At 70.8% G+C, this 25,274-nt stretch carries 26 protein-coding genes and 1 tRNA gene; 17 read left to right on the top strand and 10 right to left on the bottom strand.

Annotated features, from left to right (window positions below; translation table 11 throughout):
- Positions 1-126: 126 nt before the first annotated feature.
- The gene (locus D3273_RS21770; protein WP_129228995.1) at positions 127-441 is read right to left on the bottom strand and encodes a hypothetical protein; all 315 of its coding nucleotides are present in this window, start codon (positions 439-441) and stop codon (positions 127-129) included.
- A gap of 18 nt (positions 442-459) precedes the next feature.
- On the opposite strand from D3273_RS21770, the gene D3273_RS21765 reads away from it, so the two are divergent.
- The 5 genes from D3273_RS21765 to D3273_RS21745 all read left to right on the top strand — a co-directional run bounded on the left by D3273_RS21765 (position 460) and on the right by D3273_RS21745 (position 3,075).
- Positions 460-906, top strand: coding sequence for a hypothetical protein (locus D3273_RS21765; RefSeq protein ID WP_129228994.1), 447 nt, complete (start codon positions 460-462; stop codon positions 904-906).
- Positions 899-1,129, top strand: a complete 231-nt coding sequence (locus D3273_RS21760) for a hypothetical protein (protein ID WP_129228993.1) — start codon at positions 899-901, stop codon at positions 1,127-1,129. The genes D3273_RS21765 and D3273_RS21760 overlap by 8 nt, the downstream gene beginning before the upstream one ends.
- A gap of 133 nt (positions 1,130-1,262) precedes the next feature.
- Positions 1,263-1,616, top strand: a complete 354-nt coding sequence (locus tag D3273_RS21755) for a hypothetical protein (RefSeq protein WP_129228992.1) — start codon at positions 1,263-1,265, stop codon at positions 1,614-1,616.
- Positions 1,609-2,409 carry a hypothetical protein gene (locus D3273_RS21750; protein WP_129228991.1) on the top strand — a complete coding sequence of 267 codons (801 nt, stop codon included), beginning with the start codon at positions 1,609-1,611 and terminating at the stop codon, positions 2,407-2,409. Before D3273_RS21755 ends, D3273_RS21750 begins: the two co-directional genes overlap by 8 nt.
- A 444-nt stretch (positions 2,410-2,853) precedes the next feature.
- A complete protein-coding gene (locus tag D3273_RS21745) occupies positions 2,854-3,075 on the top strand; it encodes a hypothetical protein (RefSeq protein ID WP_129228990.1) in 222 nt (73 codons plus the stop codon).
- 267 nt (positions 3,076-3,342) lie between these two features.
- On the opposite strand, the gene D3273_RS21740 is transcribed toward D3273_RS21745, so the two are convergent.
- Positions 3,343-3,418: transfer RNA gene (locus D3273_RS21740), tRNA-Lys, on the bottom strand.
- A gap of 165 nt (positions 3,419-3,583) precedes the next feature.
- Between D3273_RS21740 and D3273_RS21735 the strand changes: the two genes are divergently transcribed.
- The 5 genes from D3273_RS21735 to D3273_RS21715 all read left to right on the top strand — a co-directional run bounded on the left by D3273_RS21735 (position 3,584) and on the right by D3273_RS21715 (position 6,797).
- Positions 3,584-4,006, top strand: coding sequence for a DUF4864 domain-containing protein (locus D3273_RS21735; protein WP_129228989.1), 423 nt, complete (start codon positions 3,584-3,586; stop codon positions 4,004-4,006).
- 161 nt (positions 4,007-4,167) lie between these two features.
- Entirely contained in the window at positions 4,168-4,740 is a 573-nt protein-coding gene (locus D3273_RS21730) for a L,D-transpeptidase (RefSeq protein ID WP_129228988.1), read from the top strand.
- Between the two features lie 175 nt (positions 4,741-4,915).
- The gene (locus D3273_RS21725; RefSeq protein ID WP_129228987.1) at positions 4,916-5,512 is read left to right on the top strand and encodes a hypothetical protein; all 597 of its coding nucleotides are present in this window, start codon (positions 4,916-4,918) and stop codon (positions 5,510-5,512) included.
- Between the two features lie 20 nt (positions 5,513-5,532).
- On the top strand, positions 5,533-5,931 hold the full coding sequence (locus D3273_RS21720) for a phage holin family protein (protein ID WP_129228986.1): 399 nt from the start codon (positions 5,533-5,535) through the stop codon (positions 5,929-5,931).
- On the top strand, positions 5,928-6,797 hold the full coding sequence (locus D3273_RS21715) for a DUF3618 domain-containing protein (protein WP_129228985.1): 870 nt from the start codon (positions 5,928-5,930) through the stop codon (positions 6,795-6,797). Before D3273_RS21720 ends, D3273_RS21715 begins: the two co-directional genes overlap by 4 nt.
- A 43-nt stretch (positions 6,798-6,840) precedes the next feature.
- Here D3273_RS21715 and D3273_RS30010 read toward each other — a convergent pair whose 3' ends face one another.
- Positions 6,841-7,242: a DUF1674 domain-containing protein gene (locus D3273_RS30010; RefSeq protein ID WP_428977796.1), complete on the bottom strand. Its 402-nt coding sequence runs from the start codon at positions 7,240-7,242 to the stop codon at positions 6,841-6,843.
- A gap of 46 nt (positions 7,243-7,288) precedes the next feature.
- On the opposite strand from D3273_RS30010, the gene D3273_RS21705 reads away from it, so the two are divergent.
- Positions 7,289-8,626 (top strand): RsmB/NOP family class I SAM-dependent RNA methyltransferase, encoded by a 1,338-nt coding sequence (locus D3273_RS21705; RefSeq protein WP_129228984.1) that lies wholly within the window; start codon positions 7,289-7,291, stop codon positions 8,624-8,626.
- A 439-nt stretch (positions 8,627-9,065) separates the two neighbouring features.
- On the opposite strand, the gene mmsB is transcribed toward D3273_RS21705, so the two are convergent.
- From mmsB to cysD, 5 genes are all read right to left on the bottom strand, one after another.
- A complete protein-coding gene (gene mmsB / locus D3273_RS21700; RefSeq protein WP_245501325.1) occupies positions 9,066-10,202 on the bottom strand; it encodes a multiple monosaccharide ABC transporter permease in 1,137 nt (378 codons plus the stop codon).
- A 107-nt stretch (positions 10,203-10,309) separates the two neighbouring features.
- A complete protein-coding gene (gene mmsA, locus D3273_RS21695) occupies positions 10,310-11,824 on the bottom strand; it encodes a multiple monosaccharide ABC transporter ATP-binding protein (protein WP_165359608.1) in 1,515 nt (504 codons plus the stop codon).
- Between the two features lie 210 nt (positions 11,825-12,034).
- Positions 12,035-13,084 carry a multiple monosaccharide ABC transporter substrate-binding protein gene (gene chvE / locus D3273_RS21690; protein ID WP_129229002.1) on the bottom strand — a complete coding sequence of 350 codons (1,050 nt, stop codon included), beginning with the start codon at positions 13,082-13,084 and terminating at the stop codon, positions 12,035-12,037.
- Positions 13,085-13,343: 259 nt separating this feature from the next.
- Positions 13,344-15,215, bottom strand: a complete 1,872-nt coding sequence (gene cysN, locus D3273_RS21685; RefSeq protein ID WP_129228981.1) for a sulfate adenylyltransferase subunit CysN — start codon at positions 15,213-15,215, stop codon at positions 13,344-13,346.
- Entirely contained in the window at positions 15,215-16,123 is a 909-nt protein-coding gene (gene cysD / locus D3273_RS21680) for a sulfate adenylyltransferase subunit CysD (protein ID WP_129228980.1), read from the bottom strand. The genes cysN and cysD overlap by 1 nt, the downstream gene beginning before the upstream one ends.
- 119 nt (positions 16,124-16,242) lie before the next feature.
- Here cysD and D3273_RS21675 point away from each other — a divergent pair, with 119 nt between their 5' ends.
- Positions 16,243-17,346 carry an MraY family glycosyltransferase gene (locus tag D3273_RS21675; RefSeq protein WP_245501323.1) on the top strand — a complete coding sequence of 368 codons (1,104 nt, stop codon included), beginning with the start codon at positions 16,243-16,245 and terminating at the stop codon, positions 17,344-17,346.
- 55 nt (positions 17,347-17,401) lie between these two features.
- Here the strand turns inward: D3273_RS21675 and D3273_RS21670 are convergent, their stop codons facing one another.
- Complete coding sequence (locus tag D3273_RS21670) at positions 17,402-17,830, bottom strand: MarR family winged helix-turn-helix transcriptional regulator (RefSeq protein ID WP_129228979.1); 429 nt, start codon at positions 17,828-17,830, stop codon at positions 17,402-17,404.
- A gap of 75 nt (positions 17,831-17,905) precedes the next feature.
- Here D3273_RS21670 and D3273_RS21665 point away from each other — a divergent pair, with 75 nt between their 5' ends.
- Entirely contained in the window at positions 17,906-19,705 is a 1,800-nt protein-coding gene (locus D3273_RS21665; RefSeq protein ID WP_129228978.1) for a chloride channel protein, read from the top strand.
- Positions 19,706-19,761: 56 nt separating this feature from the next.
- Positions 19,762-21,006, top strand: a complete 1,245-nt coding sequence (locus D3273_RS21660; protein WP_129228977.1) for an MFS transporter — start codon at positions 19,762-19,764, stop codon at positions 21,004-21,006.
- A 51-nt stretch (positions 21,007-21,057) separates the two neighbouring features.
- On the opposite strand, the gene D3273_RS21655 is transcribed toward D3273_RS21660, so the two are convergent.
- Positions 21,058-22,374 carry an Nramp family divalent metal transporter gene (locus D3273_RS21655; protein ID WP_129228976.1) on the bottom strand — a complete coding sequence of 439 codons (1,317 nt, stop codon included), beginning with the start codon at positions 22,372-22,374 and terminating at the stop codon, positions 21,058-21,060.
- A gap of 141 nt (positions 22,375-22,515) precedes the next feature.
- Between D3273_RS21655 and mntR the strand changes: the two genes are divergently transcribed.
- From mntR to D3273_RS21640, 3 genes are all read left to right on the top strand, one after another.
- Positions 22,516-22,956, top strand: a complete 441-nt coding sequence (gene mntR, locus D3273_RS21650) for a manganese-binding transcriptional regulator MntR (protein ID WP_129229000.1) — start codon at positions 22,516-22,518, stop codon at positions 22,954-22,956.
- Positions 22,957-23,055: 99 nt separating this feature from the next.
- Positions 23,056-23,826, top strand: coding sequence for a substrate-binding domain-containing protein (locus tag D3273_RS21645; protein ID WP_129228975.1), 771 nt, complete (start codon positions 23,056-23,058; stop codon positions 23,824-23,826).
- Positions 23,827-23,915: 89 nt separating this feature from the next.
- Positions 23,916-25,214: an MFS transporter gene (locus D3273_RS21640; protein ID WP_129228974.1), complete on the top strand. Its 1,299-nt coding sequence runs from the start codon at positions 23,916-23,918 to the stop codon at positions 25,212-25,214.
- Positions 25,215-25,274 lie beyond the last annotated feature (60 nt).

The following is a 25,274-nucleotide window of genomic DNA, read 5'->3' as shown; positions in this document are numbered from 1 at the left end:
GATCTGCACCGCGCTCAAGGGCCGTCCTCCTTCATCTCCGTCCACCCGGAGCGTGCGCGCCGTGTGACGAGCGAAGCGGCAACGCCCTTGATCTATCGGGCGACGTCGGAGGGGCGCGGCCGGCAGTCAGTCGCCTGCCAACTCGTCCACGTCCCGCGCCGCGATGCGCCGGTTCTCCGTGGCGCGGGCCCATTCCCGCATCGAGACATGCAGCGTGTGCAGCGCGATGGAGACCACGTTCGCCTCGTCCACATAGTCCGACACGATGATCTCGACCTCGGCGTTGGCGTTCGGCCCGTCGACCTGGAACGTGGCGGTGAAGATGTCCTCGCCGTCGTCCTCGGGCTCGTCGGCCTGGATCCGCTCCAGGCTCATCAGCCGATAGGTCCAGTCGGACCCGTCCGTGATCTCGTCGCCCTTCACTGTGTCGTCGTCCGCCATGCCGCCCTCCCGCTGCTGATGTCCGCAGCATCGCAGGACCAGCGGCTGAAACGGGCCACAGTTGGTGGTGACCGCACCACGGCCGGTGGAAGCTCGCCCGAGGCCGTCGCGGCGGAGCTGCGGGACCTCGTGCACCAAGCCGCCGGCGGCGTGGCGGGGAAGACGGTCGCCGCGCAGGTCCGGCAGGCGGCGCGGCACCTCGGCTACCCGGCGGAGAGCTGGCGCGTCCGGGAAGCCTGGTACGGTCGGGGTGGTGGGTGGTCGGCCGCGGCGGTCGATGACCTGCGAGGGCGGTTCACGGCGTGGCGGAAGTACGAGGCGGCCGTCACCGCGACGGGGTCGTCCAGCTTGGCGCAGCGGGTCGGCGAGATCCGGCGATTGCTGACCGAGTTGGAGCGGCAGATCGCTGGGCTCGAAGCGGAGGTGGCCGGCATGCACGGTCGAGGCTCGTCCTCCGATGCGTGACGCCGCGCTCCGAACCATCGCCGCCGTCTGGTGGGCGCCGTCCATCACGCTCGCGGTCGCCCCGGCGCTCGCCTTCTCCTGGGGAGTGGACCTCCGGCTCCGGCACGCCCGGCGCCTTGCAGTGGCAGGACGGCGCGACGCTGCTCTCCGGGTCTATGCGGCCGTGCAGGCCGACATCGCCACCGATTTGCGGCGCGTCCGGGGCCGGAGGACAGCGCCGTGACCCGCCGCGCCTCCGCCCTCGCCATTCTGCGGCATCGCCTGCTCGCCCTCGCGCTGCCCGCGCCGTGAGGGCGGCTCCCTCCCGAACCCACAGTCACCACACCCGAGTCCGGCGCGAGCCGGGGGAGAACACCATGGACGCGATGAACGACGGGGCCGGCGCCGACATGCCGGCACAGGACAGGGCTCTGGCGGCGCTGGCCGACCTCATGGAAGAGCTGGGCGGGGAAGCGAGCTATGCCTTCGTGGGCGGGCAGCCCGAAGACGACGAGCGTCTCGCGAACTGCACGGCGCGGGCCGAGGCCGTGGTGCGCGCGATCGTGGCCTTGCCGGCCGTCACGCCCCACGGCGCGTTGGCGAAGGCGCGGGCCGCGCGGGCGTCGGTTGGTGTCGCGTTGCTGCCGACGGAGCTTGTCGACGCCCTCGGCTTCGACATGGCGCGCGACGTGGTTCGGCTGCAAGGCCTCGTGGAGGTCGGGCATGCCTGAGAACCTGGAACACCTGCGGCGGTGCAGCGCCGCCGCCCTCGGCTCGGCGCACTTCGACCTGCGCATGGCCTCCGCGCAGCTCGCGCCGGTGGACGTCATCGCGGGCCTCCGCTTGGCGCTGCTCGCCGCGCGCGTGAACGGTGCCATGATGCGAGGGCTGCTCGGCCTGCGCGACGGGCCCGCGTCGCCGGCGGCGCCCGACCCGTGGCTGCTGGCAGCGGCGCGGCTGCACGACGCCGTGTCGGACGCCGCCGACTCGCTCATCAAGCTCCTCTTGGAGGCGGAGGACACGCGCCGCATCGTGACGCCGGCGCAGGCCGCACAGATGAACGTCATCGACGGCGCCCTGTTCGGCTTCCTGCCGGACGAGAAAGCGTTCGAGGGGTGGACGGACCCGCAATCGTGCTGGGATCTCGGACGCCTCACCCTGAGGATCGGGTCCCAAGCGTGGCGCCGTCGGCGGCGCATCGTTGAAGCCGTCAACGCGTGGGGGCGCGAGCACCAAGCCGCGGTCGAGGCCGCCGGCGTTCTGCCCCTGCGGGAGTGCTGCTCGGCGCTGTACCGGGTGCAGGTCTCGATCCGGGATGCGGTCCGAGACGTGCGCCCCGGCACCGTCGCAGGCGCCCGGGCCGCTGCACGCGTTGCTGCTCGAAGCCTCGTCGAGATGGGCGACGACGCGACGGACCTCGTCGGCATCGTGCAGTCCCACGCCGCTGGCTTGCCGTCGCAGGAGCCCGCGGCTCTGGCGTGGTCGGCCGTCGTGGGGCTGCTGGTCACGGCACCCACGTCGTGACCAAGCACTTGAAGCCGAGAAGTGACCGATTAAAATTCGGCACCCCGAGATCGGGTGTGAAGCGGGGGAGGCACGTCCCCCATTACCTACTCGGTATGTACGACCTTCGTCGCATACGGAATCAGACGAGTCGCCTCGGGTTCACTCACCGGGTGAGCTCACCCCAAACGCCTAGCCCCGGCCCGGAGCCAACCCCGACAGCTCACCCGGTGAGGTCGCGGGGGTGCGACGCGGGGTGCGACCTCGCCGCTGAGATCGAACTGGCGGCTTGCTACGATTGGCCAATGATGAGCAGCACGGCCGAGAAAGGAGGGCCGTGCGATGGCGACAAAGTCAGATGCCAAGGCGGCACTCAAGCACAGGGCTCATCTGGAGAGGCAGCGTGCGGACCAAGCGAGGCACCGCGCCAAGAACAAGGCGAGGAGGCGCCCAGCGCGGGACGACGTGGCCAACGCAGCCTTGCGGATGCTCCTGACCGCCGCGGTTCTTCGTCCCAATCAGGCGCCCACCTGGATCAACGCCCTCGCGCGCGACCTCGCGGGACTGGAGGTGCCGTTCGACCCAGCCGAGACGGCCGCCGTCTTCGAGGCGATGCTGGAACGCCGCCGGGAGGCGATGAAGCGCGGGGATCGCGAGCGCGTAGCGGAGCGAAAGGCCGATCAGTAGCTCCCGTCGAAGTGGATCTGCCGGCTGACGGCATTCTCCTGCGCCTCGAGCGTGCGCTGCTCGCCTCGTGAGAGGCCGCCACCGCCGATAGCCGCGGAGCAGGCTCAAGCTGGCCTCAAGCAGTGAAGGCGTCGGCAACCCGTCCCGTGCCGTGTTCGTCGATTGCCTGGGAAGCTGCGGCACGCTGCCGCTTCCCATGTGCTTCCCGATGAGCATTTCTGGGAAGCATTCACCCGCCGCAACAGCGCCTAAGTGCTTGTTTCCGCTTGGTGAGCGCGCCGGGGCTCGAACCCGGGACATCCTGATTAAAAGTCAGGCGCTCTACCGACTGAGCTACGCGCTCCCGCGAGCGGGAAATCATCGGGTAAAGCGTCGCCTCGAACAGGTCAAGGCTCCAGGCGGCTCCCGCGATGACGCGACGCGGGGCGATCGCGCTACAACCGGCCGTCGGCCCTCTCGCCGCGGGGCGCACGCGCGTTAAGTTCGTGGGGTCAGACCGGAGTGTGCCATGCGCCGCCTTCTCGCCCCCGCCCTGCTGCTCGCCGCAGTTTCCGCCGTCTCCGCGCCGTCGCGTGCCGCCGAGGCGGAAGCCGATCCCGCGATCCAGTCGACCATCGCGTCCCAGATCGCGGCCTTCGGTCGAGGCGATGCCGCCGAGGCGGAAAGCTTCGCCTCGCCCGGCATCAAGGCCATGTTCCCGGACGCGTCGGCGTTCTACGGCATGGTCAAGCAGAGCTATGCGCCGCTGGTCCACCCCCGCTCGACCCACTTCGAGCCGACCGTCACGGCCGAGGGCGGCACGATCCAGCACGTCACCGTGGTGGATGCGGACGGCGTGGTGTGGACCGCCGTCTACGCCATGGAGAAGGTCGACGGGCGCTGGGCCATCTCGGGCTGCACGCTGGTGAAGTCCAAGGAAACCACGGCTTGAGCCGGGGCCGGCGGCCCCAGGCCGGATTTCGGACCATTTCGCTGAATCGTTCACCGTCTCGTCAGGTCCGTCCCGCGATGGGTGACGCCGTAACGGGGCCGTAGGCCCGGAGTGCCATTTTGCGCCCAAGGCCGGCCGAAAGCGGCAGGGGAGCGTTCGACATGGAATTCACGCATCGCGCGGGGTTCGACAGCCGGCCCACGGGCCGCCGCGGGCCCGTCGTCATCCACATCCTGCTGGCGTCCTGCATCGTCGTGGCGGCGGCCCTGGTGCTGTGCACCGCGGTGGCGCCGGCGCGGGCCGCCGTGCCGGCGGGGCCGACCGGCTATGCGCCGGGCACCATCGTGGTCAGCCAGGCACAGCGCCGGCTGTTCCTCATCGGCGAGGACGGCGGCGCCATCAGCTATCCGGTGGCGGTCGGGCGGTTCGGCAAGCAGTGGCGTGGCACGGCCGTGGTGGACGGCAAGTACCGCAACCCGGCCTGGGCGCCCCCGGCCGAGGTCAAGCGCGCCGAGCCCTGGCTGCCCGACTACATCCCCGGCGGCTCCTCCCGCAACCCGATGGGGATGCGCGCGCTGACGCTGTCGGGCGGCGAATATGCCATCCACGGCACGAACAGGCCCGACTCCATCGGGACCGCCGCCTCCTTCGGCTGCATCCGCATGTTCAACCGGGACATCGTCGACCTGTACGAGCGCGTGGACGTCGGAACGCCGGTCGTCGTCATGCCGTGAAGCCGGGCAGCGGCAGCTGTCGCCCTCCGCGCCGACGCGCCGGACGGCGGCACCCGGTTTTCCTCAAGCCTCTGGCGCGTCGCCGGAACCGCGAGCGTGTGGCCACGTTGGCTCGCCGATAGAGGGCGGGAGGCGGCGCGCGGAGCGTCCCCGGCCCCGCTGGCTGGAGGACGCGATGGCAGACCCCTTTGACACCGATCCCACGTCGAGCTTCGGCGCCGATGCGGCCCGCGCCCGGGACGACCTGAACCATCGCTTCCAGGACCTCCGCCGCGAAGCCGCGTCACGCGGGGGCGCCGGCCCGAACGACCGTTCCGCCCAGCCGGCGACGGAAGCCGCCGGGGAAGCCGCTTCGGCCTTCCGCAAGCAGGCGTCGCAGGCCGCCGACGAGGCCAAGGGCGCCGCGGCCTCGATCGCCGAGCAGGCCCGGGCGCGGCTGAACGAGATCGTCGACCAGCAGAAGACGGCCGGCGCCGACAAGATCGCCGGCGTCGCCAAGGCGGCCCATTCCGCCGCCGGCGACCTCGATAAGACGAACCCGCAGCTCGGCCGCCTCGTCCGCAGCGCGGCCGACAACGTCGACCGCATCGCCGACGACGTCCGCTCGCGCGACCTCGGCGACGTGCTGGCCACGCTCGCCGACTTCGGTCGCCGGCAGCCCGTGGCGTTCTTCGGCGGGGCGGTCGTGGCCGGCTTCCTCGTCGCGCGCTTCTTCAAGAGCGACGTTCCCATGGTCGACGAGGCGGCGCTGTACGGCGACCGCTCCGTTTGAGCCGGGGAAGGAGCGGGACCATGAGTTTCGAATCCCCCGGGCGTCCCTCGACGCCATCCCTCTTCGCCGACGCGCTGTCGCAGATGACGGTGCTGTTCGAGACCGAGATCCGCCTCGTGCGGACGGAGATCTCGGAGAAGATCTCCCTGGCCATCAAGGCCGTGGTGGTGCTGCTCGCCGCGGCGGTGCTTCTGCTGGTCGGGCTGCTGCTGGTGCTGTTCGGCGTCGTCTACGTCGTGGTGGCGCTGGGCCTGCCCACCTGGGGCGCCTTCCTCGCCGTGGGCGGGTTTTTCGTGGCGGTCGGCGCCATCGCGCTCTACGTGGCGCTGAACCGTCTGTCGGCCGACAACCTCATGCCCAAGCAGTCCATGGACCAGCTCGGCAAGGACGCCACCATCGTGAAGGAGCAGGTGAAATGAGCGGCGGCAACGGTCGGCAATCGTCCAGCGAGGTCGCCCACGAGGCGGAGGACACCCGCGCGAACCTCGCCTCCACCCTGGAACAGCTGCGCACCAACCTGCAGCCCCAGAACGTGATGGAGGAGGTCGTCTCCAACGCGCGCATCGGCGCCGCCAGCGTGGCCGACAACCTCGTCGGCGTCGCCAAGCAATACCCGATCCCGTCGGTGCTGATCGCCGCCGGTTCGGCGCTGATCATGCGCTTCTTCTCCAAGCGCGGCGACACGGGTCCGTCGGGCTCCGAGGCATTCGGCGGCGCCTCGCCGCGGCCGAGCCAGACCCCTCGGGTCCTCGCGTCGCGCCCGCCCATGCTGCGCAACCCGTCGAGCTTCCAGCCGGCGCCGGGCCGGGGCGGGTCCGCGGCGTCCACCCTGGCCGAGGCGCGCGACGACCTCGTCGAGGGTCTGTCGACCCGGGGTGCCGCGCTGCGCCGTCAGGCGGCCGACGCCTACCAGTCCACGTCCTCGCAAGCGGGTGAAGCCATGCAGTCCATGTCACGCTACCTCCCGTCGGACCGCGGCGAGGTGAAGTCGAAGCTGTCGACGCTGTTCGAGGAACAGCCGCTGGTGCTGGGGGCGATCGGGCTCGCCATCGGCGCGGCGATCGGCGCCGCCCTGCCGATGACCGAAACCGAGGACAACCTCATGGGCTCGACGGCGCACCGCCTTCGGGACCAGGCCACCGACGCGGCGCGCCACGAGGTGGACGAGATGCGCGCCGCGGCCGGCGAAGCGATCGACAACGTCCGCCATTCCGCGGCGGACAACCTGAAGACCGTCGTCGGCAAGGCGGGCGACTCCTTCGGGACGGGCACGCGCGACGTGTGATCCCCGGCCGCGCCCCCCATCGCGGGGGGGCGCGGCTGCGGCGTCAGAAGTCGCAGGCGATGCCCTTGTTCTCCCAATCGCCGTAGCGCACCGGCTCGGGACCCTGGCGACCGTTGATCTCGCGGGGGCGGGCCTGGTCGGCGCGCTTGCGGGCGGCACGCCGCTGTTCCGCCTCCTCCAGCGCGCGTTCGGCCGCTCCGGCCTGCGGGACGCTGGCCGGTTCGGCCGAATTTGTCCGATGTTCGTCGTCGATCACGCTTCCACCACCTTTGTCTGGCACCCGGCTTGATCCGGGAGCGTCGCTCCGCTCGCCCTTCATGTAGGTCGCCTTGCGCCGTCCGGCCATGCGGCGGAGCGAGTTGGTTGGAAGGCCATCAATGCCGTTCGTGTTCGGGTCCGTCGCGGCCCCATCCTCGCCTTCAACCCCGATCCCGGCCTGAACCATGGCGCAGACACAGCCTCCGGGCCGCCCCCATCGTTCCAAGCCCGGCATGAAGGTCGCCCCCCCGCCCGTCGAACTGCCGCCAGGCCTGGCCTGCCGTCTCGCCGCGGCGGCGGCGCTGAGCGACGTGGTGATGAACGGTCGCGGCCTCGACGAGGCGCTGACCTCGGCGGCGCAGCACCCCCGCTTCACGCAGCCGCTCGAGGATCGAGACCGCGCCCTGGCGCGTTCCATCGTGGTCGTCTCGCTGCGGAGGCTGGGAACGCTGCGGCGCTTCCTCGGCAAGCTGCTGGACAAAGGGCTGCCCAAGAAGAGCGTGCAGCTCGAGTGGATCCTCATCGTCACGGCGGCGCAGATCCTGTTCCTCGACGTGCCCGACCATGCGGCGGTCAACGCCTGCGTCCAGGCGGTGAGGCTCGACCCCGCCAGCCAGGGTTTCGCCGCGCTCGCCAACGCGGTGGCGCGCAACGTTGCCCGCCAGCGCGATGAGCACGAGAGCGACGATCCCTTCGTCGACACGCCGACCTGGCTCGCCACCCGCTGGCGCAAGACCTACGGCGACGAGACCGCGGCGGCGATCGCGGCGGCCCATCGCGCCGAGGTGTCCCTCGACGTGTCGGTCAAGTCCGATGCGGCGGGATGGGCCGAGCGGCTCGACGGGGACGTGCTCGCGACCGGCTCCGTGCGCCTGCGCGGCCATGTGCCCGTGAGGGACATGCCGGGCTATGCCGAAGGCGAGTGGTGGGTCCAGGACGCGGCGGCGGCGCTGCCGGCGCGCCTGCTCAAGGCCGAATCCGGCGAGCGCGTGGCGGACCTGTGCGCCGCGCCGGGCGGCAAGACCGCCCAGCTCTGCCTAACGGGCGCCACGGTCACGGCTGTCGACCGCTCGGCCGAGCGGCTGAAGCGCTTCGCCGCCAACCTGGAACGCCTGGGCTTCACCGCGGAAACCGAGGTCGCCGACGCGACGTCCTACACGGCCCAGCCCTTCGACGCGGTGCTGCTCGACGCCCCCTGCACGGCGACGGGCACGATGCGGCGCCACCCCGACGTCGGTTGGACCAAGCGCGCGTCCGACATCACGACGCTGTCGGCGCTGCAGTCGCGCATGCTCGACCGCGCGGCATCGCTGCTGCGCCCGGGCGGACGCCTCGTGTACTGCACCTGCTCGATCGAGCCGGAGGAGGGGGAAGCGCAGATCGCGGCCCTGCTGCGCCGCAACCCCGACCTCGTGCGCTCTCCCATCCTCGCCGAGGAGATCGGCAGCCTTCCCGACAGCATCAACGCCCAGGGCGAGCTGAGGACACTGCCGTGCCACCTCGCGCGGCTGGACCCCCCGATGGCCGGCCTGGATGGGTTCTTCGCAGTCAGGCTCATCCGCCGCGCCTGATCGGCTCGTCGGGGCCGTTCGGGACAGGGGTGGACCTCGATGCTCGCGCTGCCGTGGTCGCCCGTCTAGGGCGCGGGGCAGGGCTCTGACGCCCGACCTGCCGCACCGTGGTGCGCTATCGTCGGGCCCACGCAGCGGACCGCCGCGGCGTCGCTGCCGCCTGACACTTCGGCGATCGTGCGAGGATCCCGGGCAGCATCCCTGATGCGTCCGATCTTAGGATTTCCCGCGTCGAGGGCGATGGCCTCTTGGGGCGCCCGTATGGATGAGATCCGCAGGCGGGGGCGGCGCTCGATTCGCCGCGCAGGCTACGTCGAGACGCGCACGACGCCGATGTGCCGTTGCGGCCGTTCGGGGGACTGCGCATCTGCCGCCCGTTTCCGCCCTCCTGCGCCGGGGACGGTCTCCCCGGCGCGATGGAGTCGGCGTGCCGGCCGGATCAGGCCGAGGCCTTCTTGTTGTACACGTCGAGGCAGACGGCGCCGAGCAGCACAAGGCCCTTGATGACCTGCTGGTAGTCGATGCCGATGCCGATGATCGACATGCCGTTGTTCATCACGCCGATGATGAAGGCGCCGATCACCACGCCCGTGACCTTGCCGACGCCGCCCGACGCCGAAGCGCCGCCGATGAAGCAGGCCGCGATGACGTCGAGCTCGAAGCCGAGGCCCCCCTTCGGCGTGGCGGTGTTGAGCCGGGCGGCGAAGATCATGCCGGCGAGACCGGCGAGGACGCCCATGTTGACGAAGGTGAGGAAGGTCAGGCGCTCGGTCTTGATGCCGGACAGGCGCGCGGCCTTGATGTTGCCGCCGAGCGCGTAGATCCGCCGCCCGACCGTCGTCTTGTTGGTGACGAACCGGTAGAGCAGGATCAGCACCGTCATGATGATGAGAACGTTGGGCAGGCCGCGGTACTGGCCCATCGACCACGCGAAGGCCAGCAGCACCACGGCGAGGAGGCCGTTGCGCAGGGCGAAGGCGGCCATGCTTTCCGCCAGGGCGCCGTGGCGCTGCTGCACCGCGCGGCGGCGCAGGCTCGTCCCGATGAAGATGGCGCAGATGACGAGCGCGATGACCAGCGACGTGTAGGGGCCGGCGAAGTTCGGGAAGAAGCCCTTGGCGAGGAGCTGGAACACGTCCGGGAAGGGCCCGACCGAGGAGCCGTTCAGGATCGACAGCGTCAGGCCGCGGAACACCAGCATGCCCGCCAGCGTGACGATGAAGCTCGGGATGCCGAAATAGGCGACGAAATAGCCCTGGCTGGCGCCCACGATGCCGCCGACCACGAGGCAGAGCAGCGTCGCCGTGATGTATTCGACCTGGTAGTTCACCATCAGCACCGCCGCCAGCGCGCCGACGAAGCCCACGATGGAGCCGACCGACAGGTCGATGTGACCCGCCACGATGATCAGCAGCATGCCCAGCGCCATCACGACGACGTAGGAGTTCTGCAGGATCAGGTTGGTCAGGTTCAGCGGCTGGAACAGCACGCCGCCGGTCGCGTATTCGAAGAACAGCATGATAGCCACGAGGGCGATCAGCAGCCCGTAGTCGCGGAAGTTGCCCTTGGCGAGCATCTGCCGCAGGCCCGAGCCGGTGCCGGTCTTGGCGGGCGGCAGCGCGCCCGGCTTCGGATGCGCGACGGTGACGGGGTCGAGCCCGCCGGGGGCGTTGACAGAGCTCATCAGTGGAGTTCCTTCGATCGCATGATGGCGCGCATGATGATCTCCTGGGTCGCCTCGCGCCCCGGGAACTCGCCGACGAAGCGGCCCTCGTTCATCACGTAGATCCGGTCGCACATGCCGAGCAGCTCGGGCATCTCGGAGGAGATCATCAGCACCCCCTTGCCCTCGTCGGCCAGCGCGTTGATGATCGTGTAGATCTCGTATTTCGCGCCGACGTCGATGCCGCGCGTCGGCTCGTCGAGGATCAGCACCTCGGGCTTCGTGAACAGCCACTTGCTGAGCACGACCTTCTGCTGGTTGCCGCCGCTGAGGTTCACCGCCTGCTGCTCGACGCCGAAGGAGCGGATGTTCAGCTTGCTGCGGTAGTCGGTGGCGACCCGGAACTCCTTGTCGGAATCGATCACCATGGCGGAGGACACGCTCGGCAGGTTCGCCAGCGTGGTGTTCTTGGTGATGCTTTCGTCCAGCACGAGGCCGAGCTGCTTGCGGTCCTCGGTCACGTAGGCGATGCCGGCGCGGATCGCCTTGGTGATCGTCGACACGTCCACCGGCGCGCCGTTCATGGTCACCTCGCCGGAGATGTTCTGGCCGTAGGACCGGCCGAAGAGGCTCATGGCGAGCTCCGTCCGGCCGGCGCCCATCAGTCCCGCCACGCCGACGATCTCGCCGCGGCGCACCGTGAGGTTGATGTTGCGGCACACGGCGCGGTCGGCATGAAGGTGGTGGTAGGCGTTCCAGTTCCGCACGTCCAGCAGCGGCTCGCCGACCTTCGGCGTGCGCGGCGGGTAGCGGCTCTCCATGTCGCGGCCCACCATCCCCTTGATGATGCGGTCTTCCGAGATGGCATCCGTCCGGCAGTCGAGCGTTTCGACCGAAGTGCCGTCCCTGATAATGGTGATCTGGTCGGCGACCTTGGAAATCTCGTTCAGCTTGTGCGAGATGATGATGGACGCCATGCCCTGCTTCTTGAAGTCGAGCAGGAGGTTCAGCAGCTTCTGGCTGTCGCTCTCGTTCAAAGACGCCGTCGGTTCGTCGAGGATGAGCAGCTTGACCTTCTTGGCCAGCGCCTTGGCGATCTCGACGAGCTGCTGCTTGCCGATGCCGATGTTGGTGATCAGCGTTTCGGGGTTCTCTTGCAGGCCGACCAGGGCGAGGAGCTCGCGGGTGCGGGCGAAGGCGCGGTCCCAGTCGATCACGCCGAAGCGGGACGTCTCGTTGCCGAGGAACATGTTCTCGGCGATCGACAGGAGGGGCACCAGCGCCAGCTCCTGGTGGATGATGATGATGCCGAGGTGCTCGGATTCGGAGATGTCGCGGAACGACACCGTCTTGCCCTCGTAGAGGATGTCGCCCGTGTAGGTGCCGTGCGGGTAGACGCCGGACAGGACCTTCATCAGGGTCGACTTGCCGGCGCCGTTCTCGCCGCAGATGGCGTGGATCTCGCCGGGGTTGACGACCAGATTGACGTTGTCCAGCGCCTTGACGCCCGGAAACGTCTTCGTGATCCCCCGCATTTCAAGGATCGGGCTCATTCGGTCCCTTTATTGGTCCGCTCGCACGGGGTCGACCCGCACCCTGGGCGCTGTTGCGGCTGAGTTCACCAGATCGCGCGCGTTCGCGCAATCGTCACGCTGGCGATGCGCGGGCGCAGGCCCGGGCGGATCGCCGCGGCATCGCGATGGAAGGGCCCGCCCGGGCGTCCCGGGCGGGCTGATGACCCGGTCCTACTGGCCGAGCTGCTTCAGGGTGTAGTAGCCACCGTCCACCAGCACCTGCTTCCAGTTCGCCTTGGTGACGAGGACCGGATTCAGGAGGTAGGAGGGGACGACCTTCTTGCCGTTGTCGTAGGTCTTGGAGTCGTTGATCTCCGGCTTCGAGCCGTTCTCCAGCGCGTCCACCATCGACACCACGACCTTGGCGAGCTCGCGCGTGTCCTTGTAGATGGACGAGTACTGCTCGCCGGCGATGATGGACTTGACCGACTGGACTTCGCAGTCCTGGCCGGAGACGGCCGGATATTTCATGTCGCCGGAACCGTAGCCGACGCCCTTCAGCGACGACAGGATGCCGATCGACAGGCCGTCGTAGGGCGACAGGACGGCGTCCACCTTCTTGTTGGTGTAGTAGGCCGACAGGAGGTTGTCCATGCGCGCCTGGGCGACCGCCGCGTCCCACCGCAGCGTGGACACCTGCTTCATGCCCTGCTGGCCGGACTGGATGACCAGCTTCTTCGAGTTGATATAGGGGTTCAGCACCGACATGGCGCCGTCGTAGAAGAAGTAGGCGTTGTTGTCGTCGGGCGAGCCGCCGAACAGCTCGATGTTGAGCGGACCCTTGCCGTCCTTCAGGTCGAGCGCGTCGACCAGGCTCTGCCCCTGGAGGACGCCCACCTTGAAGTTGTCGAAGGTGGCGTAATAGTCGACGTTGGGCGAATTGCGGATGAGGCGGTCGTAGGCGATGACCTTGACGCCGGCGTCGTGCGCCTTCTGCAGCACGTCGGTCAGCGTGGTGCCGTCGATGGACGCGACCACGAGCACCTTGGCGCCCTTCGTGACCATGTTCTCGATCTGGGCGAGCTGGTTCGGGATGTCGTCGTCGGCGTACTGCAGGTCGACCTTGTAGCCCTTGTCCTGGAGCTGCTTGACCATGTTGTTGCCGTCGTCGATCCACCGGGCCGACGACTTGGTCGGCATGGCGACGCCGATGAGGTCCCCCTTGGCGGCGTAGGCCGGGGTCAGGGCGGTCGAGGACAGGGCCATCGCGCCGAGCGCCATGCCGGCAAACGTCCGTCTATTGATCACGTTCCACTCCCTTTCGCGGACCGTGCAGCCCGCTCGTCGCGAGCGGCAGCGCGGCCGAATCCGTCGAACCGGCGGCGTGTTCACCGCTCGGATGGCCGCATTAGGGGGACGCATGGCTGCTCTGTCAAACGAAGATTGCCGCTCGTCCCGGCTTCGTCGGACAAATGGTGAAGGGCCGGGCTGGCGCCATCGCGTCGGCCCGGTCCGGGGCGAACCGGACCGGGCAGGGCGGTCAGAACCGCTGGATGATGCCGCGCTCTTCCAGGGCCGCGATGACCTGGTCGGCCAGGGCTTCGGGGGTGGCTTCCCCGGCGGCCAGCACCACCTCGGCGTGCTCCGGCCGCTCGTAGGGCTGGTCGATGCCGGTGAAGTTGCGGATCTCGCCCGCCAGCGCCCGCTTGTAGAGGCCCTTGGGGTCGCGCGCGATGCAGCTTTCGATCGGGGCGTCGACGAAGACTTCGACGAACTCGCCCGGCTCCACCAGCTCGCGCACCATCCGCCGCTCCGCCGCGAAGGGCGAGATGAAGGAGCACAGCGCCACCGTGCCGGCTTCCACCATCAGCTTCGCCACCTCGCCGACGCGGCGGATGTTCTCGACGCGGTCGGCGTCGGTGAAGCCGAGGTCCTTGTTCAGCCCGTGGCGCACGTTGTCGCCGTCGAGCATCACGGTGTGGACGCCGCGCGCGTGGAGCTTGGTCTCCACGACGTTGGCCACCGTCGACTTGCCGGCGCCCGACAGGCCCGTGAACCACAGGATGGCCGGCTTCTGGTGCTTCAGCGCGGCGCGCGCCGCCTTGGTGACGGCGAGGTCCTGGAGGTGGATGTTGGTGGCGCGGCGCAGCGCGAAGTCGACGAGGCCGGCCGCCGCCGTGGCGTTGGTGGCGCGGTCGATGAGGATGAACGCGCCCGTGTCGCGGTTCTTGCCGTAGGGGTCGAAGGCGATCGGCGCCGAGGTGGCGAAGTTGCAGAAGCCGATCTCGTTCAGCCCCAGCGTCTTCGCGGCATTGTGCTCCAGCGAATTGATGTCGATGCGGTGCTTCAGGTCCGTCACCGTCACGGGCACGAGCTTTTCGGCGATCTTCATCAGGTAGGAGCGGCCGGGCAGCAGGCGCTCCTCGCTCATCCAGATCACGTGGGCGGCGAACTGGTCCGCCACCGGCGGCCGCGCCTTCGGGTCGGCCAGGAGGTCGCCGCGGGCGATGTCGATCTCGTCGGCGAGCGTCAGCGTCACGGCGTCGCCGGCCTCGGCCGCTTCGACGTCGTGGCCCGACGCGATCACGCGCAGGACCCGCGTGGTGCGGCCCGACGCCGACACCGCCACCTCGTCCCCGGGCGACACGCGCCCGCCCGCAACCGTGCCGGCATAGCCGCGGAAGTCGAGGTTGGGGCGGTTCACCCACTGCACCGGCAGGCGGAACGGCCCGTCGGCGCGGCGGTCGCGCACCTCCACCGTTTCGAGGAAGCCCACCAGCGTCGGCCCCGTGTACCAGGGCATGGCCTGCGACGGCTCGCTAAGGTTGTCGCCGTAGCGCGCCGACACCGGGATCGGCGTGACGGAGCGGAAGTTCAGCCGCTCCGCGAAGGTTTCGAAGTCCTTCACGATGGACGAGAACACGTGGGGATCGTGGCCCACGAGGTCGATCTTGTTCACCGCCAGCACCACGTCGCGGATGCCGAGCAGGGACACGATGAAGGCGTGGCGGCGCGTCTGCGGCAGCAGCCCTTTGCGCGCATCGACCAGCAGGATGGCGAGGTCGGCGTTGGACGCGCCGGTCGCCATGTTGCGGGTGAACTGCTCGTGGCCGGGCGTGTCGGCCACCACGAAGGCGCGCTTCTTCGTGGAAAAGTAGCGGTACGCGACGTCGATGGTGATGCCCTGCTCGCGCTCGGCCTCGAGGCCGTCGACCAGCAGCGCGAAGTCGATGTCGTCGCCGACCGTGCCGTGCTTCTTCGAATCGCGTTCGAGCGCCGACATCTGGTCGTCGAAGATCGACTTCTGCTCGTAGAGCAGCCGACCGATCAGCGTCGACTTGCCGTCGTCGACGGAGCCGCAGGTGAGGAAGCGCAGGGTGGGGAGGGCGAAGTGGTTCGCGTCGCCGGACATCAGAAGTACCCTTCCCGCTTCTTCTTTTCCATGGAGCCCGCCTCGTCCGAATCGATGAGGCGTCCCTGCCGCTCGGAGGTGGTGGAATCGCGCATCTCGGCCAGCACGGCGTCGAGCGTGTCGGCGTCGGAATCCACCGCGCCGGTCAGCGGGTAGCAGCCCAGCGTGCGGAAGCGCACGCGGCGCATCTCGGGAGTCTCGCCGGACTTCAGCGGCAGGCGCTCGTCGTCCACCATGATGAGGGCGCCGTCCCGCCGCACCACCGGCCGCTCCTTGGCGAAGTACAGCGGCACGACCGGGATGTCCTCGGCCTGGATGTAGTCCCAGACGTCGAACTCGGTCCAGTTCGACAGGGGGAACACCCGCATGCTTTCGCCCTGGCGGATGCGCGTGTTGTAGAGGTGCCAAAGCTCCGGGCGCTGGTTGCGCGGGTCCCAGGCATGGGCTTCGGAGCGGTGGGAGAAGACGCGCTCCTTGGCGCGGCTCTTCTCCTCGTCGCGCCGCGCGCCGCCGAAGGCCGCGTCGAACCCGTGCTGGTCGAGCGCCTGTCGCAGCCCTTCCGTCTTCATCACCTGGGTGTGGACGGAGGAGCCCGAGGCCACCGGGGAGATTCCGCGGCGCACGCCGTCCTGGTTGACGTGGACGATGAGCTCCATGCCGGCGCGCTTCGCGGCGTCGTCGCGGAACGCGATCATCTCCCTGAACTTCCACGTCGTGTCGACGTGGAGCAGCGGGAAGGGCGGCACGGCGGGGAAAAACGCCTTCTGCGCCACGTGCAGCATGGCGGTGGAGTCCTTGCCGATCGAGTACAGCATGACCGGCTTGCGGAATTCGGCCACCACCTCGCGCATGATATGGATGGCCTCGGATTCGAGGCGTCGGAGATGGGCGGACAAACGTCCCGGCATTTGCGGCTCTGGGTCACGGCGAAAACTGGCGCTGATATAAGGTCGATCGATGCACTGCAACAAGACGCCGCGCGCATGCCTCCGTTGAGGGCGCCGTTCGTGGGCGGGGGATTTCGGGCATGAACGAGGTCCTGTCCCCCTTCGGCGCCCTGCTGGGCGCCTTCGGGCTGATTTACGTCGTCGCGACCGCCTTCGGCTGCCTGATGCTGATCGGCCTCCTTCGCCCGCTGCTGGTGCGCTACGCGATAGCGCGGCCCAACGCCCGCTCGGCCCACACCGCGCCGACGCCCCAGGGGGGCGGCATGGCGGTGGTCGGCACCGTGGTGCTGGCCGGCTGGCTCGGCGCCGCCGCCCTGGGAAGCGAGGGGCCGACGGCGCTGGGCTTCGGCCCGGGATCGAGCTTCGCCGTCGACGTCGCCGGCTGGTGGCGGATGTGGACCGCGCTCGGCGCCGCCGTGCTGGTGGGGGTCGTCGGTGCCGTCGACGACATCCGCCCGCTGCCACCCCTGCCACGGCTGGCGCTGCAGATCATCGCGGTGGGGATCGCGGTGTCGGCGCTGCCGGACGGCGCGCGGGTGCTGCCGTGGATCCCCCTGGCGCTCGAGCGGCTGCTGCTCGTCGTGGGCGGCGCGTGGTTCGTCAATCTCACCAACTTCATGGACGGCATGGACTGGATGACGGTGGCCGAAACCGTGCCGGTGACGGCCGCGCTGTCGTTGTTCTGGTTCTTCGGGGCCGTGTCGGCCCCGGCGGGAATCCTCATGCTGGCGCTGCTCGGCGCCATCCTAGGCTTCGCGCCTTTCAACAAGCCGGTGGCGCGGCTGTTCCTCGGCGACGTCGGCAGCCTCGCGATCGGGCTTCTGGTCGCCTATGGGCTGTTCGACCTCGCATCGCGCGGCGGCCTCGCCGCGGCGGTGATCCTGCCGCTCTATTACATCGCCGACAGCGGCCTCACGCTGGTCTGGCGGCTGCGCCGCGGCGACCGCGTGTGGGAAGCGCACCGCCACCACTTCTACCAAGTGGCGGTGGCGCGCGGCTTCACGGTGCGCGAGGTGCTGGCGCGGGTGGCGGTGACCAACGTGGCGCTGGCCTGCTTCGCGGCGGCGAGCCTGTGGCAGGGCAGCGCCGCGCTGTCGGCGGTGGACATCGCGCTGAGCGCCGGCGTGGTGGCGCTGCTGCTGCGTGACCTCGCGCGGGGCCGGCCGGCGACGGAACCCCGGTGAGGGCCCCCATCGCCGTCGGATAGACCGGACCTGTTCGAGGCGACCGCGCCGCGGCTCACCCGCCCGGCGGCCCATCCAGTCCCAAGGCCCGCGCCAAGGCCGGCGCCAGCTGTTCGAGTTCGCGCAGGTGAGCCTCGGTCAGCCCGGCCAGCAGCGCCTCCGCTCTGGCGGTCGGCGCCAGCTCGGTCCGCCGGCGGTCGGCGGGCGGGTGCGCCTTCGTCACCAGACCGGCTTCCGCCATGCGCGACGCGAGTTCGGCCGCGGTGTGGGGCGCGACCACGAGCCGTTCGGCGAGGTCGCCCACGGTCGGCCGACCGGGGCCGTCGTGGCCCATGATGGCCAGCAGCGCCTGGTGCTGCTGGGCCGGCAACCCTGCTGCCACCGCGGCCGCCTCGCTGAAGTGCAGGAAGCGACGGAGCTCGTGCCGGAACCGTGCGAGCGCCCGGTATTGCTCGGGACCGACCGTCCGCGACCCGTCTTCCATGCCCGCGCTCCTGGTCGACCCTGGAATGTGTCGTAACACGATATATATCCGATGGCGACGGAACGAGGACGGACGATGGTGGAACCGGATGGAACAGCGGGCGTGGCGCCGGCGCGGGTGGACGAGCGGCGCCTCGCCGACTTCAAGGCGGACCCGCGGCTCCTGATGCTCGCCGCCATGGCGCTGCTGATCGGCTCCGGCGGCGCCTTCGCCGCCTGGGTACTGGTGAAGCTCATCGTGCTCGTCACCAACCTGGTCTGGTTCGGCGCCGCCGACACGCTGTCCCGCCCCATGGGGTCCATCCACCGGGGGCCCTGGACGGTGGCGGCGCCCGCGCTCGGCGGGCTCGTCATCGGGCTCATGGCGCGGTTCGGCTCGGAGAAGATCCGCGGCCACGGCATCCCCGAAGCCATCGAGGCCATCCTGATCGGCGGCAGCCGCATGTCGCCGAAGGTGGCGGTGCTGAAGCCGGTCTCGTCGGCGGTGTCGATCGGCACCGGCGGGCCCTTCGGCGCCGAAGGGCCCATCATCATGACGGGCGGCGCCATCGGCTCGCTGTTCGCCCAGTTCTTCGACCTCAGCGCCGCGGAGCGCAAGGCGCTGCTCGTGGCGGGCGCGGCGGCCGGCATGACGGGCATCTTCGGCACCCCGGTGGCGGCCGTGCTGCTCGCCGTCGAACTGCTGCTGTTCGAATGGCGCCCCCGCTCCTTCGTCCCCGTGGTGGCGGCGGCGCTGGCGGCCATCTGCTGGCGCCCGCTCCTGTTCGGGTCGGGTCCCCTGTTCCCCTTCGCGGCCGACCCCGCGCAGGCCGCCTGGGGCATCGGCGCCGCGGCGCTGATCGGCCTCGCGGCCGGCCTCGCCGCCACCGTGCTGACCAAGCTCCTGTACGCCTGCGAGGACCTGTTCGAGCACCTTCCGGTGCATTGGATGTGGTGGCCGGCGCTCGGCGGCCTCGCGGTCGGCGTCGGCGGCCTCGTCGAGCCGCGCGCCCTCGGGGTCGGCTACGACGTCATCGCCGACCTCCTCGCCGGCCACATGCTCGTCGGCGCCGTCGCTCTCATCCTCGGCGTCAAGGCCGCCATCTGGCTCGTCGCGCTGTCGTCCGGCACGTCGGGCGGCGTGCTGGCGCCGCTGCTGATCCTGGGCGGCGCCATCGGCTGGCTGCTCGGCCTGGCCCTGCCCGGCGAGCCCGGCTTCTGGGCGCTGATCGGCATGGCGGCGATGCTGGGCGGCACCATGCGGGCGCCGCTGACGGGCGCGCTCTTCGCGGTGGAGCTCACGGGCGACCTGCGCGCCCTGCCGGCGCTGCTGGCCGCCACCGCGGTGGCCTATGCCACCACGGTGCTGCTGCTGCGACGCTCCATGCTGACGGAGAAGATCGCCCGGCGCGGCCAGCACATCACGCGCGAATACGCCGTCGACCCCTACGAGCTGACGCGCGTCGGCGAGATCATGGCGCGCGGCGTGGACACGCTGCCGGCCGACATGCCCCTGTCCCACGCCCTCGCGGCGATCGGCGCGGGGCGCCACCGCGCCTATCCGGTGATCGACGCCGCCGGCCGTCCGGTCGGGATGGCGACCCGAGCCGACGCCCTGCGCTGGATGTCGGACGCCGTCGACGACGGCTCGATGCTGGGCGACCGCGTGTCGGACGCCGCCATGCCGGTGCTGCATCCCGGCGACGTGGCGTCGCGCGCCGTGGATGCGATGCTGTCGGCGGACCGTGGCCGGCTCGCCGTGACCGACCCCGCGACGGGGCGCCTCGTCGGCATTGTGACCCGCAAGGACCTGCTCCAGGTGCGCGCCGGAACGATGCGGGACGAGACCGAGCGCAGCCGGCCCTTCGCGCGACGGCGAAGGCCGTCCCCGGCGTGACGGGCCCGCAGGGCCCCGGCCTTGCCAGGCCGGGTTCCGCGGGGGACAACGCCGCCATGTCCGCATCCGAACCTGCCGGCGCCGCCGTCGCCCGCGAGGCGTCCGCCGCCGGCGACGCCGCACGCTTCATCCGCCGCGGCACGCGCGAATTCGCCCTCGCCAACCTGGCGCTCTTCGCCGCCGGCTTCACCACTTTCGCGCTGATCTACTGCGTGCAGCCGATCATGCCGGTGCTGGGCCGCGACTTCGGCGTCGACGCCGCCACCGCCAGCCTGTCGCTGTCCGCCACCACGCAGTGCCTCGCCGTGTCGATGCTGGTCGCGTCCTCGCTGTCCGAGGTCTACGGCCGCAAGCCCGTGATGGTGCTGTCGCTGTTCGCCTCGTCGGCGCTGATGATCGGCTCGGCCTTCGCGCCGGACTGGACGAGCCTGCTGGTCGTCCGCGCCCTGGCCGGCATCGCCTTCGGCGGCCTGCCCGCCACCGCCATGGCCTACGTGGGCGAGGAAATGGACGCGGGCTCGCTCGGCCTCGCCATGGGGCTCTACATCGGCGGTACCGGGCTCGGAGCGCTGGGTGGGCGGCTGATCGTCGGCGCCTTCACCGACCTCGGTTCGTGGCGCATCGGGCTCTTCGTCGTCGGCGTGCTGGCGCTGCTGTCGAGCTTCGTCTTTGTGCTGGCCTTGCCGGCGTCCCGCCATTTCCGCCCGGGCCGGCCCGACCCGCGCGCGCTGGCGGCGGGCTTCGCGCGCCATCTCGGACGCCCGACGCAGCTCCTGCTCTACGCCGAGGGGCTGCTGCTGCTCGGCGTCTTCGTGTCCCTCTACAACTACCTCGGCTATCGGCTGATGGCCCCGCCCTACGGCTTCAGCCAGACCGCGGTGGGCCTGATCTTCGCGATCGGCCTCGTCGGCATCGTGTCGTCTGCCTGGGTGGGCGACCTCGCGGGCCGGCTCGGGCGCGGGCGCGTGTTCCCGGCGCTGGTCGCGCTGATCGGGGCCGGCACGGCCATGACGCTGTCGAGCAGCGTCGCCGTGATCCTGCTCGGCATGGCCGTCGTGACCTTCGCGTTCTACGGCGCCCACACGGTCGCGTCGGCCTGGGTCGGCATCGCGGCGGGGCGAGCCAAGGCGCAGGCGGCGTCGCTGTACCTGTTCAGCTACTACACGGGATCGAGCGTCGTGGGCTGGATGGGCGGCGTCGCCTACGGCCGCGCCGGATGGGACGGCGTGGTGGCGCTCGCCGGCTGCGTCCTCCTCGTCGCGCTGGCCCTGTCCGCCGTGCTGGCCCGGCGCCCGGGCTAGCGCCGTCGCGCCTCGCCTCGGGCAGGCGACTCCGGTGAATCGCGATCCGCTTCAGCCCGCGTCCGGCAGGCCGGGGATCGGGACGCCGACGACCTGCAGAATCAGCACGACGTTCAGCGCCACGATCACCGCGGTGCCGACCATCGCCGCGGCGTCGACCAGCCGCGTGTTGGCGAAGGGCCCCATGATGTCGCGGCGGCGCGTGAACAGCACCAGCGCCACCATGGGGAGCGGCAGCACGAAGCTCAGCACGACCTGGCTCAACACGAGCGCCCTCGTGGAATCGACCCCCATCGCCACCACGGCGAAGGCCGGCACCATGGTGACCAGCCGCCGGACCCAGACCGGGATGGAGATGCCGACGAAGCCCTGCATGATCATCTGGCCCGCCATCGTGCCCACGGCCGAGGAGGACAGGCCCGAGGCCAGCAGCGACACCAGGAAGATGCCGGCCGCGGCGGGCCCGAGCAGCGGCGTCAGCGTGCGGTAGGCGGTGCCGATCTCCGCCACGTCGTCGTGCCCTCCGTGGAAGGCGGCGGCCGCCATCACCACCATGGCCATGTTGATCAGCCCCGCCGCCGTCAGCGCCGCCAGCACCTCGCGGTTGGAGAAGCGCACGAGCAGCGCGCGCTCGCGATCGTCCCGCGCCGGCGCGCGGTGCTGGGTGAGGCCCGAGTGGAGGTACAGGGCATGGGGCATCACGGTGGCGCCGATGATGCCGACCGCGATGGTGAGCGCTTCGGCGGCGGGGATCCGCGGCACCACGCTGCCCAGGCCCGCCGCCGCCCAGTCGACCGGCGCGATGAGCACCTCGGCGAGGTAGGACAGGCCGATGACGCCGACGAGGACGCCGATCACCACCTCGAGCGAACGATAGCCGCGCCGCTCCAGCGACAGCAGCGCGTAGGTGGCGACCGCGGTCACGGCCATGCCGGCCAGCAGCGGGATGCCGGCGAGCAGCGACAAGCCGATGGCGCCGCCGAGGAACTCCGCGAGGTCGGTCGCCATGGCGGCGACCTCGCTGGCGAGCCACATCGGCACGGTGACGCGGGCCGGCCAATGGCGGCGGCACATCTCGGCGAGGTTGGTGCTCGTCACGATGCCGAGCTTGGCCGACAGCGCCTGGAACAGCATGGCGACGAGGTTCGCCACCACGACGACCCACAGAAGCGTGTAGCCGAACTTGGCTCCGGCCTGGATGTTGGTGGCGAAGTTGCCGGGGTCCATGTAGGCGATCGACGCCACCACGGCCGGCCCCGCCATCACCAGCGCCGAGCCGAAGCCGCCCCGCCGCCCCGCCAGCACGTCGCGGATCGCCGCGTCCGTTTTCCCGCTCACGGCACCCGCCGCCGTGTCCCGCACCGACATCCCATGCTCCCCATGCCGTCCCGACCTCGCCTCTGAGCCGGAATGTAGCCGAGGCTACATCGTCGTCAATCGGCTCGGTTGACGCCGGTGGCCGAAACGGCCGACATCGGGCGCGACATGGCCAACGCGGGGCGACAGCAGATGGACGAGGAGGTCCGGCCGGCGGGCGAAGGGCGGGACGACGCCGCGCAGCGTTTCGGCAAGGCGCGTTCGGCCCGGTCCTCCGCGGTGCTGGAGGACTACACGGAGCTGATCGCCGACCTCCAGGCAGGGCGGGGGGAGGCGCGCACGACCGACATCGCCCGGGCCCTGGGCGTCACGCATCCCACCGCCAACAAGGCCATCGCGCGGCTGAAGCGCGAAGGGCTCGCGACCTCCAAGCCCTATCGCGGCATCTTCCTGACGGAGGCCGGGCAGGCGATGGCGGAGCGCTGCCGGGCCCGCCACCGCGCGGTGGTGAAGCTGCTGCTCGCCGTGGGCGTGCCGCCCGACGCCGCCGAAACGGACGCGGAAGGCATCGAACACCACGTGTCCGACGCGACGCTCGACGCCTTCGAAGCCTTTCTGCGGTCGGGGCGGTAGCGGTCCCGCCACCGACGGCGCGACGGGTGCGGGGAACCTGCCCTTCCGGTCGCGGGCCGGATGTGGGACATCTCGCCGAAATCCTGGGAGGTGGTCCGCATGCCCCACACGTTCCGCGCCGTCGCGCTCGCCGCGCTCGTCCTCGTTCCAGCGGCGGCCCGCGCCGAGGACGTCGACGTCATGATCTCCGGCGGCTTCAAATCGACCTACGGGGCGCTGCTGCCGGCCTTCGAGGCGGCGAGCGGCGACCGCGTCACGACGCGCCCCGGACCGTCCATGGGCACGACGCCGGACGCGATCCCGCAGCGCCTCGCCCGCGGCGAGCCCGACGACGTGCTGATCATGGTGGGTTCGGCCCTCGACGGCCTCGTCCGGGACGGGGCGGCGGTGCCGGGCTCGAAGGTGGACCTCGCGCTGTCGCCCATCGGCATGGCGGTGAAGGCGGGTGCGCCGGTGCCGGACATTTCCACCGTCGACAAGCTCAGGGCCGCGCTGCTCGCCGCCAAGTCGGTCGCCTATTCGGACAGCGCGAGCGGCGTCTACATCGAAAACGAGCTGTTCACGCGCCTCGGCATCGCGGCCGAGATGAAGGGCCGGGCGCGCATGATCCCGGCGACCCCGGTGGCCGAGATCGTGGCCAGGGGCGAAGCTGAACTCGGGTTCCAGCAGGTCGCCGAGATCCTGCCGGTCCCGGGCATCACCTTCGCGGGCCGCCTCCCGGCCGAGGTCCAGAAGAACACCGTCTTCTCCGCGGGCATCTCCGCCAAGGCGCGGCACCCCGAGGCCGGCCGCGCCCTCATCGCCTTCATGGCGTCGCCCGCCGCGGCGCCCGTGATGGAGCGGACGGGGCTCGACCCCGCCAAACCCTGACCCATGCCCCCGCGACGCGGGCGCGCTTGCGCGCCGGGGCGGGGGCTCGCCATAGTCGGGCGGATCGTGGCGCGGGGATCGGGTTCGGCATGACATCGACGGGAACGCGCGACGCCGGGCTCGCCCGCGCGGTCGGCACGGCACGAGCGCGCCTCGTGCCGTTCCTCGTGCTCATGTTCACCCTCGCCTACCTCGACCGCACTAACATCGGCTTGGCCGAGCAGGCGTTCCGCGCCGACACGGGGGTCAGCGACGCCGGCTTCGCCTTCGGGGCAGGGCTGTTCTTCGTCGGCTACGCGATCCTCGAAGTGCCGTCGAACCTGATCCTGCGGCGCGTCGGCGCGCGGGCTTGGCTCGCCCGCATCATGGTGAGTTGGGGCATCGTGGCGGCCGCCACGGTCTTCGCCCAGGGCGACCGGTCCTTCTGGTCCGTGCGGTTCCTGCTCGGCGTCGCCGAGGCGGGCTTCTTCCCGGGCGTGATCCTGTACCTCGGCTCCTGGTTTCCCCGCCGGGAGCGGGGGCGCGTCCTCGGTTATTTCTACTTCGGCCTGCCGCTCGCCCTGGTGCTCGGCAACCCGCTCGGCGGCGCGCTGCTGTCGCTCGACGGGGCGCTCGGCCTGCACGGCTGGCAATGGCTCTTCCTCGCCGAGGGCGCGCTGGCCTCCATGGTCGGCGTCGCCGCCTGGTTCGTGCTGGTCGACGGGCCGGCGGACGCGCCGTGGCTCGACGACGACGCCAAGCGCGCGCTGTCGGACGAGATCGCCGCCGAGGAGCGGGGCAAGGCGGAAGCCGGCGACGTGTCGCTGGGCCGCGCCTTCACCGATCCCGTCATGCTGCTGCTCGTCGCGCTCTACACGCTGATCCAGGTCGGCTCCTACGGCTTGGCCTTCTCGCTGCCGACCACCATCGCCACGCTGCTCGACGTCAAGGTCGGCCCCGAAGTGGGGCTGGTGTCGGCGGGGCCCTGGGGGGTGGCGCTCGTCGCCATGGCGCTGCTGCCCGACCGCGCGGTGCGCAGCGGGCGCGAAAAGCAGACCGTGGCGGTGCTGCTCGCCGTGGCGGCTGTCGGGCTCGCCGTCGCGGCGACGGCCCCGTCGGCGCTCGCCATCGTCGCGCTGAGCGCCACGGCGGCGGGGATCACCGCCGCGCAGCCCATCGTATGGACCTTCCCCACGACGCGGCTCGGCGGCGCCGCGGCGGCGGGCGGCATCGCGCTGATCTCGTCGGTGGGAAACCTCGGCGGCTTCGTGGCGCCGAACCTGCGCGTGCTCGCCGAGCAGACCTTCGGCACGCCGGCGGCGGGCTTCTACGCCCTCGCGGCCGCCGCGGCGCTGGCGTCCGGGCTGGTGCTGCTGGTGCCGCGGGCGCGGCAAACCGAGGCGCGCTGACCGTGGCTTGATCCCGGGTGCCCCCGCGGCCTAACCTCCCGGCGCGAAGGCCGCGACACG

Source organism: Lichenibacterium minor (assembly GCF_004137685.1).
GTDB classification, from domain to species: Bacteria; Pseudomonadota; Alphaproteobacteria; order Rhizobiales; family Beijerinckiaceae; genus Lichenihabitans; species Lichenihabitans minor.
This window is presented reverse-complemented; position numbering and strand designations above follow the sequence as displayed.